Source organism: Saccharibacillus endophyticus, from assembly GCF_013185185.1.
Classification (GTDB): domain Bacteria; phylum Bacillota; class Bacilli; order Paenibacillales; family Paenibacillaceae; genus Saccharibacillus; species Saccharibacillus endophyticus.
The window spans coordinates 162609-178827 of record NZ_JAAZWE010000003.1; the positions used below are offsets into that span (position 1 = coordinate 162609).

Here is a 16219-nt window from a genome sequence, read left to right on the forward strand (position 1 = left end):
GGCTTTCGCCGGTCCGCCAGCCCCAACTGATCGGACCGCGAAAGCCGTATTTCAAAAAGCGGGGAGAACGATGAAAATGAGTGGAAAAGGTTCGCCTGCGGCTTCGCGCCGCAAAGGATTGACGCTGACCGACGTGTTGGTAACGGTGGTGGTATCGCTGGTGCTGGGCGTCGTTTATCACGTATGGGCCTCGGTATCGAGCATCGCCGGCTTGCTGTTCGTTCAGTCCGACGAGCTGGTTTACGGCATGTGGTTCGCCGCTTCGACTTTGGCGTTTCTGTTGATTCGCAAGCCGGGCGTCGCCCTGATCGCGGAAATCGCGGCGGCGCATCTGGAAATCGCGTTCGGCAGCGCCTACGGCATCCAACTTCTGCTGTACAGCGTGGTGCAAGGCCTGGCCGCCGAGCTGGTATTCGCGGCGTTCCGTTATCGGAACACAAGCGCGGGCGTTGCGGGTCTGGCGGGCGTTGCGGCTGCGGCAGGGTCGCTGCTTGCGGATATCTACTACGGCTATGTCGCGGAATACGCCACTTGGCTGATCGTGCTCAAGTACTCGCTGCGCGCCGTCAGCGCGTTCGTGATCGCCGGACTGCTGATGTACGGTCTGGCGAAGCTGCTGGAAAAAGCGGGCGTCACCCAATCGCTCCGTCCGGTCGACCGGAAAGAATACGACGCGTTGGACGGGTGAACGCGCATTCGGGAAAGCAATATCAGGCAAAGGAGGTCATCGTTTTGGAAAACCGGATCGAATCGCCGCCTCGCGCTTCCGACGCCCCGTCGATCGCGGCCGGCGTCGAAAACCTGCGGTTGAAATTTCCCGGCTCGCACGATCTGTTATTTCGCGATTTGTCGCTGCAAATCGGTCAGGGAGAAAAGGTGCTGCTGCTCGGACCGAGCGGCTGCGGCAAATCGACGCTGCTTCAAGTATTGGGCGGCATTATTCCGAGAGTGACCGAGGTTCCGATGAAAGCGGACAAGTTGACGGTCCCCGAATCGATCGGAATCGTTTTTCAGGACCCGGACACCCAGTTTTGCATGCCTTACGTCGACGAAGAGCTGGCTTTCGTGTTGGAAAACCTGGCCGTGCCCCGGGAAAACATGCGTGGACGCATCGAGGCGGCGCTGCATGAAGTCGGGTTGGACCTGTCCGACGCGCATGTCCCGATCGCTTCATTGTCGCAGGGAATGAAGCAGCGTCTGGCGCTGGCGTCCGTGCTGCTGCTGGAGCCGGATACGCTGCTGCTTGACGAGCCGTCCGCGCTGCTCGATCCGGAAGGGCGGCGCACGATTTGGGAAGCGGTCCGCCGGGTATGCCGTCAGAAGACCGTTATCATTGTCGAGCATCGAATCGAGGAAGTGCAGGATTGGGTAGACCGGGTGCTGCTGTTCGCCGATGACGGCAGCCTTCTCGCCGACGGCGCGGCCGACTTGATTTTCGGCCGTTACCGTGCCGACCTGCTGCGGTACGGGATCTGGTATCCGGAAGCATGGAGCGAAGCTTACGGAGACGGCGAACGGAGCGTCAAAGAAGCCTTGCCGGTCAACGGAGAGTTAAAACCTTCCGGTAGATCCTGCGAACCGACGGCACTCGCAGCGCTGCCGGGCGCCGGCATTTCTTCCGCGAACCTCGAAGCGCCGGAATCGGAATCATGGAATACGCCTGCCGCGGCCTCCGAACCCCTGCTGCGGCTTGAGAATTTCCGCGTGCTGCGCGGCGGAAAAACCGTCTGCGCGGCCGAATCGGCCGCCGTGCATCCCGGCGACCTGATCGCGCTGACCGGCCCCAACGGCGCCGGCAAAAGCTCGCTGCTGCTGGGGCTGATGGGCCTGCTGCCGCACGAAGGTTCGTGCGAATACGCGGGCAGCCGCCCTTCCGGGCGCCGGGAACTGCGCGATGCCGCGGCGAAGCACGCCGCCTTCGTGTTCCAAAACCCCGAGTTCCAGTTCGTGACGAACCGGGTGCTCGACGAAGTGGCTTTCACGCTGCGAAGCGAAGCGGAAGCCCTACTTCGCGCGTCTCGGACCGGCGCTTTTGCCGGATGGATCGAACGGCGCCGCCGAGCGCGTCCCGACGCGGAGACCGAAGCCGCAACGGTCAGGCGGTCCCAAGCGTGCCTGGATCGCTTCGGCCTAGGCGATTATGCCGAACGCCATCCTTATTTGCTGTCGCTCGGACAAAAGCGCCGTCTCAGCGTCGCGTCGGCGATCGTGTCGGACAAGCCGATTCTGCTGCTCGACGAGCCGACGTTCGGACAGGACGCCCGAAACGCGTTCGCGATTCTCGACTTGTGCGAGCGGCTTCGCGCTTCGGGTCATGCCGTATTGATGATTACGCACGAGATGGAGATCGCCGAACGGCTGGCGACCGGGATCTGGACTGTCGAGAACGGCAAACTCTCGTCGGTTCGGGCGACGGGACGTTCGCGCGACGACGCGATCCGATTGTCGGAAAGGGGCGGCGCGCGATGAAATTTTTCGAGCCTTCCCGGGAGACTTGGCTGCATCGCGCCAATCCCGCGCTGAAGCTTCCGCTGTTCGTCGTGCTGTTCGTGCTCACCGTGCTCACGCATCGGATCGACGCTTCTTTTTATCTGGCCTGCGCTTTTCTGCTGCTGCTGTTTTGCGCGTCGGGTTATCCGCCGTGGAAAACGGCGCTGCTCGCGTCCGGCTTCGCGCTGGCGTTCGCTTCCGCTTCGCTGACCATGATCCTGTTCGGAAAAGGCAGCGAAATCTGGTGGTCGCTGGGACCGGTCTCGATTTCCGAAGAAAGCTTTTACCGCGGCTTGCACGTCGGATTCCGTTCGATCGCGTTCGGCAGCCAAGGCCTGCTGCTCGTGTTGACCACTTCGTCTACGGGATTGTTTTACGCGTTGATGCAGCGCCTCAAACTCAGTCCCAAATACGCGTACAGTTTCATGGCGTCGATTCGGCTGATGCCGATGGCGCTGGAAGAACTGCGGATCCGCCGCGACGCTTTGGCGGTGCGCGGCACGGGGCGAGGTTCGTTTTCCCTGATGCGCCTGCCGGAGCTGTACGCGCTGCCGCTGCTCGCCCAAAGCATTCGCCGCGCCCAACGTACGGCTTTGGCGATGGAAGTCAAGCGTTTCGATACGGGCAAAACGCGGACGTATTTTTATGCTTCGCCGATCACTTGGAACGATTTCGCCGCTTTCCTGCTTTTGGCCGGAACCGCGGCCGCCGCGCTGCTTCTGGCAAACGGGCTGCCGGTTTTCGGACTCGGCGATATGAGGATGGACCCCTGACGGGATTCGTCCTTTTTCGCTTTGCGAGCGATTTCACCCGAACAAATTCTCATGAGAGAAACGACGACGTCGTACGCGATATTGAATAGACGTAAAAGGTTGCCGCAATCGAAACGATTCGATTAATAAATCCTTAAAATTAAAGTTTGTTTACGAGTGAAAACGTCTCGAAATTTCATGGAATTCTTTGATAGATAACTTTTGTTTTTTCAAATATATGGTATCATCAGGACAAAAGATCGCCTTGTTTGCGAGACTTTGCGTCTTTTTGGTCGGCTGCATGCTTATCTTGCCGCCTTAATTCTTTTTTCTTCAGAATTCCCGGCAATCGACGATTCCAAATCCTCTGCCGGGGTTAAAGATATTTATGTGGTTTTTTCCTGTCTCGCTTGTTTGAATGCCCGTTTTCGATCCTGGCAAGTCGCAACGGTCCCGCTTCGGGACGCCCACACATCCGCGGAGATCGATCCGCCATGAGTACAACCGTATATATTGCCGAGGAGGTTCGTCTGAATGAAGAAAAAAGAAATGATTGCCATGCTGCTCGCCGGCGGACAGGGAAAGAGATTAAAAGGACTCACGAAATCGTTGGCTAAGCCCGCCGTCTATTTCGGCGGAACTTACCGTATCATTGATTTCCCATTGAGCAACTGCACCAATTCCGGCATCGACACCGTGGGCGTATTGACCCAGTACGAGCCGCTCGTGCTGCATTCTTACATAGGCGTCGGAAGCGATTGGGACATGGATCGTAAAAACGGCGGCGTATTCGTTCTGCCTCCTCACGAACGCGAGGACGGAAGCAGTTGGTACCGCGGAACGGCGGACGCCATTTCCAGAAACCTTAAATTTATCGACCAATATGACCCGGAGCATCTGCTGGTGCTTTCCGGCGATCACGTTTATAAAATGGATTACACCAAACTCCTGGATTACCATAAAGAAAAAGAGGCGGACTGCACGATTTCCGTCATCAACGTCACGCTCGAAGAAGCGCCGAGCTTCGGCATGATCAATACCCACGAAGATTTGAAAATTTACGAATTCGACGAAAAGCCGAAGCAGCCGAAAAGCACGCTGGCGTCGATGGGCGTTTACATTTTCAAATGGGACGTGCTGCGCAAATATCTCACGGAAGACATCGACAAACCGGATTCCGAGTCCTCGCACGACTTCGGCAAAGACATCGTTCCGAAGATGCTCGCCGACGAACTTGCGCTTTACGCGTATCCGTTCGAAGGGTACTGGCGCGACGTAGGCACGATCCCGAGTTTGTGGGAAGCGAACATGGACCTGCTCAAAGACGATCCGGAACTTAACCTGAACGATCCGGACTGGCGGATCTATACCCGCAACCCGAACGAACCGGCCCAATATATTTCTCCCGATGCCAAGCTGACAAACTGCATGGTTAACGAAGGCTGCTCCGTCTACGGCGAAGTCGACCGTTCCGTCCTGTTCTACGGCGTCGAAGTCGGCGAAGGCAGCGTCATCTCCGAATCGGTCATCATGCCGGAAGTCAAAATCGGCAAAAACGTCCGCATTCATCGCGCCATCGTCGACCAAGGCAAAGTCATTCCCGACAACACCGTCATCGGCGAAGACCGCGAAGACCCGAACGAAATCTTATTGATTAACGGCGATTCGCCATTCTGATCCTAACAGGATCAAAAGCGTGAACTCATCGCCGAAACGGCGATTCGCCATTACTATCCATTCCGAACGAATCGAATCGAAACATAAATAACTCAGGTTGAGAAGCTCCTGTTCGCGTCGAAGCAGCGTAGGGAGAAATTCAGTGAAAGACGCCTTTGAGCTTGGAAAGCCGCAGGCTTTCCAAGCGAGACAGCGTCTTGAACGAATTTCTCCCGCAGCGCCTCCCGCGACCGAAAACTCCTCAACCGCCCAACACAGCATACAAGGGACGGTGGAACCATGAAACTCATGGGTGTAATCAATTTGGACCACGAGTTGGACCAATTAAACGAGCTGACGTATTTCCGCGCGGGCGCGGCCGTTCCTTTCGCGGGACGCTATCGGCTGATCGACTTCGCGCTTTCCAACATGATGAACGCGGGCGTTCCCGATATCGCGTTGTTCGTACGCCGCAAATACCGCTCGCTGCTCGACCATCTGGGCGAAGGCGGCCCGTGGGATCTTAACCGCAAACGCGGGGGATTGTTCGTCCTGCCTCCGGACTGGCACGACCCGACCGACATCTCGGCGGGCGACCTCCAGCACATGCACAATAACCGAGACTTTTTCGCGCGCAGCACGGGCGAATACGTCGTGCACTCGGGCAGCCAACATTTGTCGAAAGTGGATTTCTGCGATCTGGCCGCCCAGCATAAAGCTTCGGGCGCCGACGTCACGATCGTGTACAAACACGTCGACCTGCTTGAACCCGAGCATGATTCCTGTTTCCGCGTAGAGGTAGAGGAAGACGGCACGGTCAGCGGCATCCATAACGAAAAAGGGCATCACAACATTTATATCGATTTGTTCATCATGGAAAAAAACTTGTTCTTGCAGCAGATGGAATACTGTATCGCGCACGGCGACAGCTACTTTTTCCGGGACGCCATTCTGCGTAACCCGAGCGGCCTGAAAATCGCGGGTTACGAGTACAAAGGGTACCATGCCGTGATCAATTCGATCGAAAGCTACTATAAGAACAGTTTGGAGCTGCTCGATCCGGAAAAATACAAGCAGCTGTTTTCTCCGGACATGCCGATCCAAACCAAAATCAAGTACGAAGCGCCGACCAAGTATCTCGAAGGGGCCGAAGTGCGCAACTCCCTGGTTGCCAACGGCTGCCGTATCGCGGGCGAAGTCGAAGGCAGCGTCCTGTTCCGCGGCGTCAAAGTCGAGAAGGGCGCCAAGGTCATCAACTCGATCATCATGCAGAAATGCGTGATCGAAGCCGGAGCCATCGTCGAGAACGTGATTTTGGACAAAGACGTGCAGGTGACGGAAAATCGCACGCTTGTCGGCGATTCGCGCAGGCCTTTCGTCATCGCGAAGCGGAGTTTGTTGTAAAAACCATACCGAAAGACGCAGTCGTCTGTAAAAGTTCGACATGCTTCGCCAGAAAAAGGGTTTAAAAAAATCCGTTTTCAGCCGATATATAATCAAAACCACGGGTCTTCTGTACCGGGTTCTCCAAAGAGCCCGGTTGTGGAAGGCCTTTTTGTATCCTGATATAATTTGATGGACACCCTGACGACTAAGTCGTTTTTAGAGAAAAACCATACTTTTTATTCGTCCGCCGCCGGAACATTTTTCAGCGAAACGGGAAAGGGGCTTACCCATGTTCACCGATAAAGAGAGTTTCAAACAAGAATTCAAACAGCGCCTGATCGGCACAAGCGGCCGTCAGATGCATGAAGTTACGGAAGACGACGTTTATGCCGCGCTCGGCAGCATGGTCCGCGAACAGATCGGTCAGGAATGGGCCGTAACCAATCGCGCGTACATGGAGCAGGGAGAGCGTCAAGTTTACTATTTCTCCATGGAGTTTCTGATGGGTCGCCTGCTCGGCAACAACCTGCTGAATCTGAACGTGTTGGAAACGGTACGCGAAGGTCTCGGCGAGCTGGGTTGGGATTTGGAAGACATCGAAGAGTACGAAGCCGACGCGGGACTCGGCAACGGCGGTCTCGGCCGTCTGGCCGCCTGCTTCTTGGATTCCTTGGCCTCTCTGGGCTACGCCGGTCACGGCAACGGCATCCGTTATAAATACGGCCTGTTCGAACAGAAGATCATCGACGGCCACCAAGTCGAACTGCCTGACTACTGGCTGCAAAAAGGCAACGTATGGGAAGTCCGCCGCGACGATAAACGAGTGAACGTTCGCTTCTGGGGCAACGTCGAAGTCGTGGAAAAGGAAGACGGAAACTACACGTACGAAACGAAAAACGGCGAAGAAGTCTGGGCGGTGCCTTATGACATGCCGGTCGTGGGCTACGAGAGCGCGGCCGTGAACACGCTGCGCCTGTGGAGCGCGGAATCTGCGGCCGATCCGGCCCGCGGCTTCGGCGGCCCGAACGGCAACTATTACAATTTCCTCGACTATAAGCGTTCGGTTGAGACGGTATCGGAATTCCTGTATCCGGACGATTCCCAATACGAAGGCAAGCTGCTTCGCCTGAAGCAGGAATACTTCCTGTCTTCGGCCGGCGTTCAGAGCGTGCTGCGCACGTTCGACAAGCTCCGTCTGCCGTACGACCGCCTGCCGGAAAAAGTCGCGATTCATATCAATGATACGCATCCGACGCTGGTCATTCCGGAACTGATGCGCATCCTATTGGACGAAAAAAGTTTCGGCTGGCAGGAAGCGTGGGACATCGTGTCCCGCGTCGTATCTTACACGAACCACACGATCTTGAGCGAAGCGCTCGAAACATGGCCGGAACAAATGGTTCGCGACCTGCTGCCGCGCCTATATATGATTATCGAAGAGATCAACAGACGCTTCTGCGCGGATCTGCTTGAAGAGACTCCGAAAGACCAGAAGCGCGTTTCCCGCATGGCGATCATCGCGGACGGACAGATCAAGATGGCGCATCTGGCCATCCACGGAAGCCATAGCATCAACGGGGTAGCCGCACTGCATACGGACATTCTCAAGAATCGCGAGATGAAAGAGTTTTACGAATTGTACCCGGAGCGTTTCAACAATAAAACCAACGGCATCACGCACCGCCGTTGGCTGATGCACGCCAACCCGGATCTGGCCGGCTTGATCGAAGGCGCGATCGGTTCCGATTGGAAAACGCAGCCGAGTCGCTTGAACGATCTGCTGGGCCATGCCGGAGATGCCGTGTTCCAGGAAAAGATTCGCGCGGTGAAGCACAAAAACAAAGAACGCCTGGCTTCCTACATCTACAAAAAGCACGGCGTGGCCGTAGACACGAACTCGATTTTCGACGTCCAGGTCAAACGCCTTCATGCTTACAAGCGTCAGCTGCTGAACGCCCTGCATATCATGGACCTGTATAACCGGATCAAAGAACAGCCGTCGCTCGACGTAACGCCGCGCACGTTCATTTTCGGCGCCAAAGCGGCTCCGGGCTACTACATGGCGAAGCAGATCATCAAGCTGATCAACAATATTGCGGCAACGGTCAACAACGATCCGCAAACGAAAGACCGGCTGAACGTGTTCTTCCTGGAAAACTACTCGGTATCGCTGGCGGAAAAAATCATTCCGGCGGCCGACGTCAGCGAGCAGATCTCGACCGCGGGCAAAGAAGCTTCCGGCACGGGCAACATGAAGCTGATGATGAACGGCGCATTGACGGTCGGCACGCTCGACGGCGCGAACGTCGAGATGTACGAGTCGCTGGGCGACGAAGGCATGTATCTGTTCGGTTTGCGCATCGAAGAAGTCGAGAAGTATTACCGCGAAGGCGGCTACTCGGCGCAAGATATCTACAACAGCGATGCCCGCGTGAAAAAGGTGCTGGACCAATTGATTCAACCGGGGCCTTTCTGCCATCACGGCCAAAGCTTCGACTCGATCTTCAACTCCTTGATCGGCCACAACGACGAGTACTTCGTGCTGAAAGACTTCGCCAGTTATGCCGATGCTCAAGAACAAATCGGCCTCGACTATCGGAACACCAAGCTGTGGACCGAAAAGTCGATCCTGAACATCGCCAAATCCGGCCGTTTCGCCGGAGACCGCACGATCAACGAATACGCGACCGAAATTTGGGGCATCAAGCCGGTCAACATCGGCAGCCGCAGCGGCATCCAAGGCGCCCGTTAATTTTCGGAAGCTCCGAACGTCAAATTTATGATGCCTTGCTAGTTAAAGAAGTTCGGGCGCGGGGAAAATTACAATTCTATGCTTCAGAAGCGAGTTTCTCCCTCCCCTATGCTCATGTACAAGCCGAACTTTCCGAATACGTCGAGCCGCCCCTTCGGGGGCGGCTTCTTTATGTGTAACGATCTTTCTTTTTATCCTACCCGGAAGCTATAGGCGAAGGCAGAAATTCAGTGAAAGACGCCTTTGAACGCGGAAAGCCGAAGGCTTTTTGCGTGAGACAGCGTCTTGAACGAATTTCTGCCGCAGCCGTCCAAGCTTCCCCTCCCCTCACTCTTTGGAAATAACTTGCTTTTACTAGCAGGAATTCGAAAAAATCCGCCGAATCCTATATCTTTGACTCTTTTTAACGTTTTGAACTCGGAAAACCGACTTCAGTCTTGATTGCATAATCCCGGCCGCAAGGGGCGGCGTGGAAACGTCCCCGTTGCTTGAAAATTTTTGCAGAGGAGCGACCGCCGATGAAGATCAGATTCGCCAGACCCGAAGATGCCGCAGGCATCGTGCAGGTTCATGTCGATAGTTGGAAGACTACGTATAAAGGCATCATTGCGGACGCTTACCTGGACAGCCTGTCCGTCGAGCAGCGTTGGACGCATTGGGAAAAACGGCTGAAAGATCCGGAGCATGGCGAAGGCGTAATGGTAGCCGAAAATGAACGAGGGCAGATTTGCGGATTTCTGGATTACGGCGTGGACCGCGAAACCGGACGTGTTCACGAAGCGGAGCTATACGCCGTCTACCTGCTGCAAAGCGAACAACGCAAAGGCATCGGCCGCAAAATGTTTCAAAGCATGTTGAATGAACTGAAGGCGCGCGAATATGGTTCATTGATGGTCTGGGTGTTGGAACAAAATCCGGCCGTACATTTTTATAAACGCCTTGGCGGTGAAGAAGCGGAACGCAAAGAGATTCGAATCGGCGAAGAGACCTTTACCGAAATTGCTTTGCATTGGCGGGATATTGCCCGGTTAACGATTTGAAGGGAAGAGTGAGAACCCATCATGAGCTTTCATCTGGACCCGCAAACCGTTTACGTTTCTCTGATTTGCGGACATGTATTAACCATCGTGCTTTTGAGCGCCTATCGCAGAAGCGAAAGTAGGGACACTTCGATCTCGATCTTTTTCACCGCGAAACTTCTTCAGGCCGGTGCTTGGTCGTTGATGCTTTTCAAAGAAAGCCTTGGCGACCTGACCGTGATTTCTTTGACCAATACGCTTTTGTTTCTGGGCACGGCTTTCGAGTCGGCGGCATTGCTCCGTTTGCAAGGAGCATTGACGCCGCGTTTTCGAAAGATGGGCATTTTCGTCACGTTAACCGCGATTTTGACCTTCAACGGAATCCTCTTTTTCTATAATCATGAAGTGCTTCGCATCGCGGCTGCTTCGATTTTCTCCGCTCTGTTGATTGCTCCGCCAGCGCTCCGGCTCCTTATTCAGCGACAAGCTCCGGCATTGCGAAAATTGATGGGAAGTTTGTACGCGTTTTTGGCTGCAGCATTTCTGATTCGCGCGAGCGCGGCTTTGTTCGCCGAGGGACCGGCCGCGCTGCTGGCTGCCGGGGTCAGTCATAATCTGTTCTCGATCTCGGCTTATATGACCATGATGCTCGCCAACACCGGTTTCGTGCTGCTCGCCAAGCAGAAATCGGACGAGGAGCTATTCCGTTTGGCCAGCGTCGACGATTTGACCCAGATTTGGAATCGCCGCACGTTCATTTATAAAGCCGAAGCAGTTCTCGATCAGTATGCCAAGCGTCGTCTTCCAGTGTCTTTTTTATTGTTCGATATCGACGGGTTCAAAAGCATCAACGATACGTACGGGCATGATATCGGCGATCGCGTGCTGCGGGAAATGAGCGCCGTCGTTTCCCGGCAGCTCGGGCCGGATGATTTGTTCGGACGCTACGGCGGCGACGAATTCGCGATTCTGCTGCCGAGCGCTTCTCGAGCCGAATCGACGTTGTTGGCGGAACGGATTCGCGCGGCTGCAGAAGGGGCCTATACGCTGAGCATCGGCGCGCTGACGTTTGTCCCCGAGCATCGTTCCGATCTGGATCGTATCTATAAATGCTGCGATATGGCCTTGTACGAAGCCAAACGTGCGGGACGCAATCGTATTCAACGTGCCGAACGCCATTTCGAAGCACCGGAGACGCGAGAGTACGATTATGTTCGGATTTGAATATCGAAAGCTGAATATGCAAAAAAGGAAACTTTGAGAACAAGTCATATAATTTTCAGGAAATTTCAAGAAAAATGATGCTTTTTCAACTTCGCCGTGCTAAGATACGTTTTGTTTTGAAATAAACAAACGTATCGAAGGAGGGTGAAGAGATGAAAACGAAGAACGGAACCGCTGCTGCCAAGCTTCCGCTGGAGCGCGAGTTCAATCTGTTCCGTTTAACCTGGCCGATATTCCTGGAAGTCTTTTTATTTATGTTAATGGGGATCACGGATACGATGATGCTCAGCGGCGTGTCGGATGACGCGGTGGCGGCGGTAGGCGCGGCCAACCAGGTCATCTCGATCGCCATCCTCATACTTGAGGTCGTCGGTAACGGTGCCGCTATCGTTATCGCGCAATATCTGGGGGCCCGCAACCATTACGAAGCCGCCAAAATTTCCGGTCTGTCCCTGACGCTGAATCTGATGCTGGGCGTAACGATGAGCGCGATCTTCCTCATCTTCGGACATCATCTGATGGTGGCGCTCAACCTGCACGGCGATATTCTCGTCTACGCCAAGTCGTATATGCACATCGTCGGCGGCGCGATCTTCCTGCAGGCCCTGATCAACATGCTGTCGGCGACGATCCGCACGTACGGACAAACAAAGCTGACCATGTTCGTCGCGCTCGGCATGAACATTTTGAGCGTGGCTGGCGGATACGTCATGATTTTCGGCCATCTCGGCTTCCCGGCGATGGGCGTCGAAGGGGCCGCAATTTCGACCGTGATCAGCCGCGCCGTTGCAGCCGTCGTTCTGTTTTGGATGCTGTATCAGGTCATGGAAGTACGTATTCAATTCAAGTTCTATCTGAATCTGACCCGCGAATATATCATGAAAATTCTGCGTATCGGCGTGCCGTCCGCGCTTGAGCAGATTACGTATCAGTCGTGTCAGATGATTTTCTTCTTCTATGCGACGTTCCTCGGCGCCCAGGCGCTGGCTGCCCGTCAATACGCGACGAACATCTCGATGTTCATCTATCTGTTTGCCGTTGCCGTTGCAATCGGCACAGGGATTATCGTCGGCCGATTGGTCGGCGCGAACCGCAAGGAAGACGCGTATCACCAAGTGTGGAGCAGCGTGAAGCGCGCGATCGTCATTACGGTAATCGTCGATCTCGTCGTGATCGTGCTGCGCCATCCGCTCGTCGGCATCTTCACGGACGACGCGGAGATCATCCGCATGGCGACGCAGGTGCTCGTGCTCAGCATCGTGCTGGAGACGGCGCGTACGTTCAACATGATCGTGATCGGATCGCTGCGCGCGGCGGGCGACGCCAAATTCCCCGTGTACGTCGGTCTCGTTACGATGGTGGGAATCAGCTTGCCGCTCGGTTACCTCTTCGTGTTCCAATTGAACATGGGACTGCCGGGGATCTGGCTGGCAATCGCCGTGGACGAATGGATTCGCGTCGGCGTGATGTATATGCGTTGGAAAAGCCGAGTGTGGAAAAAACATTCGCTGGTCCAGCCTAACGAGCCTGAGCCGAGCGAAGGCTTGACGCCTCCGCCTGCCCCTTCGGTGTAAATCGGGCTTCGTTCCCGAACGAACACGATGTCTTTCAATGATCGGTCGAAAAAGCGGCCGTCCCGTATTTTGCATGTGCAGAAAAAAAGCCCGTTTTTCCGTCCGGTTTTCTCCGGCGGCAAGCGGGCTTTTTCGTTTATTCGGCAGCTTTTTTTCGCAGCGCCCGCGTCACGAGCTCTCGGATCCCGTTCTCGCTTTTGTCCGATTTTTCGGCGATCTCCCGGATCCGTTCGTCGGAAAACTCGGGTTTTCCGAACATATCGGACGTGAAATCCACATAGCTGCCGATCGCTTCTTCGACGCTCAGGAAGCGCAGATGCACGACTTTTTGCGCCCGGATATCCAGAAATTTTTCGCAAAAAAACAGTACCGACCGTTCAAGCGCTTCCCGTTCCAGATACCTCGACGGCGGAATGATTTGGATCATGGCCGGCAGAAGGCCGCGTTCGTCTTTCGGCAGTCCCGGATAAGGCAGCTCGCGCCTCCGCAGCTTTCCGTACTCGAGCTGGGCGTACAGGTAACGGCATTCTATTTCATTCGAAGCCAGCAGTCTGCGCAGCTCGGCCGCTTCTTTTTCCTCGCGCGGATCGCCGCTCGGAAGTTCCGGCGCTTCGATCGGGAAGAGTTCCGCTTCCATAATATCCCGCAGCCGCTGCTTCGAACCAACTTCGATCCAGGCCAACGCTTCGCCGGATTCGGCATGTTCAAACCCCCGCAGAAAAGCTTTTCTCCATTATCCGCAAAACAAGCCGAGCATTCAATGCCGATTTCCCGTATTGAAAATTCGTTAATCCAGCTCGATTTTGAACACGACCGGCACGGAGCTTGCGATCGATTCCGTTTGCAGGATCAAAGCTTCGGACGTTCGCTCCCAGTTTACTTTTTCCTTAAACCCGAGAACGCCGATCTTCCGAATCAAGCCGGCAAAATGATGGGAGTCCGACTTCAAAGAGCGAATTGCGACGCGGCCGTTTTCCGGATAAACCAGGACTGTCGCATACAGCGTCGAACCTTTTAACGTAAAGCGAATGTCTTCCGACGTATACCGTTTGGTTTCTCCGTCCGTGAATTGGCCTTCGACGATCTGCGTGGGACCTTCGCCGGAGATTCGCCAATAGGTGCTATCGTAGATCGCTTCGCCGTTGGCATGCAGCCAGGCGCCGATGTCCAGCAAAATTTGCCGGTCTTCTTCCGGGATGCTGCCGTCCGCTTTCGGACCGACGTTCAGCAGCAGATTCCCGTTTTTACTCACGATATCGACCAGGTCCCTAATGATTTCGACGGAAGCTTTGTAGTCGTTGCCTTCCGTGTAGCACCAGGAGTTTTTGGCGACGGCGGTGTCGGTCTGCCAGTAGTAAGGCTTGAGTTCGGCAAATTGCCCGCGCTCCACGTCGGGAACGGCCGAGCCGAACATATAAGCGTCGTGCTTGTAATTGATCGCGACCGGAGTTCCCCACTCTTCGCCTTTGTTGTAATAGTACGCCGCGAACGTTTTGAGGTAAGGCTTGAACGCGGAGTGTTGAATCCACCAATCGAAATACATGACCTTCGGTTGGTACACGTCCACGATTTCACAGGTACGGATCAGCCAGTCTTCCAAAAATTCTTCGCTCGGAGCAGGACTGAACAGGTCGTGATGGTCCGGTTCGGGAGCGGCGGGCCAGTAAAAATCTCCGATTTCCAAAGGTTCGCGGATATCCGATTCGAATTCTTTGCCGTGCGACATGAAGAACCAATGCTCCGCCCGATGGGAAGAAGCGCACAGTACCAACTCTTTTTCGTCGAACGCCTGCTTCATTTCGCCGAGCAGGTCGCGTTTGGGTCCTCGATCGAAAGCATTGTAGGTCGACACTTCGCTTTTGTACATTTGAAATCCGTCATGGTGTTCCGCGACCGGCATGACGTATCGGGCGCCGGCCTGCTTGAACAGATTCGCCCACTCGGAAGCATCGAATTTGTCGGCCGTGAACATCGGGATGAAGTCTTTATAGCCGAAGTCCGCGTGTTTTCCGTACGTTTCGATATGATGGTTGTAGGCTTTGGAATCTTGAATATACATATTGCGGGAATACCATTCGCTGTCGTAAGCCGGCACGGAATACAAGCCCCAGTGAATGAAAATCCCGAATTTGGCCTGCTTGTACCACTGAGGGACTTCAAATCGGCTCAACGATTCCCAATCGTCTTTGAAGCTGCCGCGTTCGATCGTTTGCCGAATTTGTTTCAAGTAAGAACTTCTATCCATTTTGCCCACATGTCCTTCCCGTTTTCGAATTGACTTCGGTGACTCTAGTAGCTTGTCAACTCTTAATCAGAGGTTATGTTTGACTGAAATGTACACGCTTTAGGCGCGTTTCAGTCGAATATAACCTTACTTTTAGCGTTGACAAGGTACTCCGTACGTCCCAGTATACGGAAGCGGATCATGCGTTAGAATGTAGATTAGTAACTCCGACCTGTACAAAAATAGCAGGAGAGGCCGTGGAAAAAAGATGGACAATCGCACGCTGCTTTCGAATGTTCTTGCCAATCTGGAAGTCGAATTGATTACCGCCGATCATAATTTGTGCGCGCCCGATTGGAGAGATTTGAATTATACGCCCGATTACAGCAAATTTTATTTCATCTGCGAAGGCGAAGGCTGGCTGCAAATCGGAGGCAAGGATTACTATCCGCAGCCGGGAGAACTTTTTCTGATGCCGGAAGGGGTCGAGCAGTCTTATTCGTTTATCAGCGAACGCCCTTTTCGTAAATATTGGTGCCATTTCACGGCTCAGGTGGGGGGCATCAACTTGTTCAAGCTGCTGGATTTGAATCCGCGATGCACGCCGCAGCAGCCCGAGCTTTTGACGAAGGTGTTCAACGAAATCGTGAATCATTCCGGTTCCGATGCGGTATATGCCAAACTGCTCGCCAAAAGCAAACTGATGGAGCTTATCGCCTGTTATCTGATGAATTTGAAGCTCGATGCGGACAGCGTGTCTTTTAAACAAACGCCTACGGTAAACAAGCTGGCCGAAGTGTTGGATTACATCGACGAGCATATCGCGCAAAACATGACGGTCGAAGAACTCGCCGGGATCGTCTACATGCATCCCAATTCGTTTATCCGCCTGTTCAAACAATATGCGGGAATGCCTCCGATTCAGTACATCACGCATAAAAAGATCGAAAAAGCCAAGCAGTCGCTCGCGCTCACCGCGCTTTCCGTCACGGAAATTTCGGAGCAGCTGGGATTCAATGATATGTTTTATTTTTCCAAACAATTCAAAAAGCATGCAGGCGCAACGCCGACCGATTACAGAAGACAGACTCGTCGTCCGTAACGCGCATTCGCGATCCGAAAAACCGAATTTCGGAAAAGCT

12 protein-coding genes are annotated in these 16219 nt (G+C 54.4%); 10 read left to right on the forward strand and 2 right to left on the reverse strand.

The genetic code is table 11. The features are described 5' to 3' along the window. Positions 1-76 precede the first annotated feature (76 nt). The 9 genes from HRQ63_RS12045 to HRQ63_RS12085 all read left to right on the forward strand — a co-directional run bounded on the left by HRQ63_RS12045 (position 77) and on the right by HRQ63_RS12085 (position 12853). Positions 77-688: an ECF transporter S component gene (locus HRQ63_RS12045; RefSeq protein ID WP_172243831.1), complete on the forward strand. Its 612-nt coding sequence runs from the start codon at positions 77-79 to the stop codon at positions 686-688. Between the two features lie 44 nt (positions 689-732). Continuing rightward, complete coding sequence (locus tag HRQ63_RS12050; RefSeq protein WP_216673925.1) at positions 733-2469, forward strand: ABC transporter ATP-binding protein; 1737 nt, start codon at positions 733-735, stop codon at positions 2467-2469. Then, positions 2466-3263, forward strand: a complete 798-nt coding sequence (locus HRQ63_RS12055) for an energy-coupling factor transporter transmembrane component T family protein (RefSeq protein ID WP_172243833.1) — start codon at positions 2466-2468, stop codon at positions 3261-3263. Before HRQ63_RS12050 ends, HRQ63_RS12055 begins: the two co-directional genes overlap by 4 nt. 513 nt (positions 3264-3776) lie before the next feature. Continuing rightward, on the forward strand, positions 3777-4919 hold the full coding sequence (locus tag HRQ63_RS12060; RefSeq protein ID WP_172243836.1) for a glucose-1-phosphate adenylyltransferase: 1143 nt from the start codon (positions 3777-3779) through the stop codon (positions 4917-4919). A gap of 279 nt (positions 4920-5198) precedes the next feature. Then, the gene (gene glgD / locus HRQ63_RS12065; protein ID WP_172243839.1) at positions 5199-6302 is read left to right on the forward strand and encodes a glucose-1-phosphate adenylyltransferase subunit GlgD; all 1104 of its coding nucleotides are present in this window, start codon (positions 5199-5201) and stop codon (positions 6300-6302) included. A 271-nt stretch (positions 6303-6573) separates the two neighbouring features. Beyond that, positions 6574-9036 (forward strand): glycogen/starch/alpha-glucan phosphorylase, encoded by a 2463-nt coding sequence (locus HRQ63_RS12070; RefSeq protein WP_172243842.1) that lies wholly within the window; start codon positions 6574-6576, stop codon positions 9034-9036. Positions 9037-9554: 518 nt separating this feature from the next. Continuing rightward, the gene (locus HRQ63_RS12075) at positions 9555-10076 is read left to right on the forward strand and encodes a GNAT family N-acetyltransferase (RefSeq protein WP_172243845.1); all 522 of its coding nucleotides are present in this window, start codon (positions 9555-9557) and stop codon (positions 10074-10076) included. Between the two features lie 21 nt (positions 10077-10097). Then, positions 10098-11279: a GGDEF domain-containing protein gene (locus HRQ63_RS12080; RefSeq protein WP_172243848.1), complete on the forward strand. Its 1182-nt coding sequence runs from the start codon at positions 10098-10100 to the stop codon at positions 11277-11279. Positions 11280-11431: 152 nt separating this feature from the next. Beyond that, entirely contained in the window at positions 11432-12853 is a 1422-nt protein-coding gene (locus HRQ63_RS12085; protein WP_172243851.1) for an MATE family efflux transporter, read from the forward strand. A gap of 136 nt (positions 12854-12989) precedes the next feature. On the opposite strand, the gene HRQ63_RS12090 is transcribed toward HRQ63_RS12085, so the two are convergent. Both HRQ63_RS12090 and HRQ63_RS12095 read right to left on the reverse strand, forming a co-directional pair. Next, positions 12990-13535 carry a hypothetical protein gene (locus HRQ63_RS12090; RefSeq protein WP_172243854.1) on the reverse strand — a complete coding sequence of 182 codons (546 nt, stop codon included), beginning with the start codon at positions 13533-13535 and terminating at the stop codon, positions 12990-12992. Between the two features lie 105 nt (positions 13536-13640). Further along, positions 13641-15098: an alpha-L-fucosidase gene (locus HRQ63_RS12095; RefSeq protein ID WP_172243857.1), complete on the reverse strand. Its 1458-nt coding sequence runs from the start codon at positions 15096-15098 to the stop codon at positions 13641-13643. Positions 15099-15345: 247 nt separating this feature from the next. On the opposite strand from HRQ63_RS12095, the gene HRQ63_RS12100 reads away from it, so the two are divergent. After that, entirely contained in the window at positions 15346-16179 is an 834-nt protein-coding gene (locus tag HRQ63_RS12100) for an AraC family transcriptional regulator (RefSeq protein WP_172243860.1), read from the forward strand. Positions 16180-16219 lie beyond the last annotated feature (40 nt).

Excerpts from the sequence above, each read along its gene's own strand:
- HRQ63_RS12085 (WP_172243851.1), top strand. The coding sequence starts at position 11,432 with ATGAAAACGAAGAACGGAACCGCTGCTGCCAAGCTTCCGCTGGAGCGC.
- HRQ63_RS12045 (WP_172243831.1), top strand. The coding sequence starts at position 77 with ATGAGTGGAAAAGGTTCGCCTGCGGCTTCGCGCCGCAAAGGATTGACG.
- HRQ63_RS12080 (WP_172243848.1), top strand. The coding sequence starts at position 10,098 with ATGAGCTTTCATCTGGACCCGCAAACCGTTTACGTTTCTCTGATTTGC.
- HRQ63_RS12095 (WP_172243857.1), bottom strand. The coding sequence starts at position 15,098 with ATGGATAGAAGTTCTTACTTGAAACAAATTCGGCAAACGATCGAACGC.
- HRQ63_RS12075 (WP_172243845.1), top strand. The coding sequence starts at position 9,555 with ATGAAGATCAGATTCGCCAGACCCGAAGATGCCGCAGGCATCGTGCAG.
- HRQ63_RS12055 (WP_172243833.1), top strand. The coding sequence starts at position 2,466 with ATGAAATTTTTCGAGCCTTCCCGGGAGACTTGGCTGCATCGCGCCAAT.
- HRQ63_RS12060 (WP_172243836.1), top strand. The coding sequence starts at position 3,777 with ATGAAGAAAAAAGAAATGATTGCCATGCTGCTCGCCGGCGGACAGGGA.
- HRQ63_RS12100 (WP_172243860.1), top strand. The coding sequence starts at position 15,346 with ATGGACAATCGCACGCTGCTTTCGAATGTTCTTGCCAATCTGGAAGTC.
- HRQ63_RS12070 (WP_172243842.1), top strand. The coding sequence starts at position 6,574 with ATGTTCACCGATAAAGAGAGTTTCAAACAAGAATTCAAACAGCGCCTG.
- glgD (WP_172243839.1), top strand. The coding sequence starts at position 5,199 with ATGAAACTCATGGGTGTAATCAATTTGGACCACGAGTTGGACCAATTA.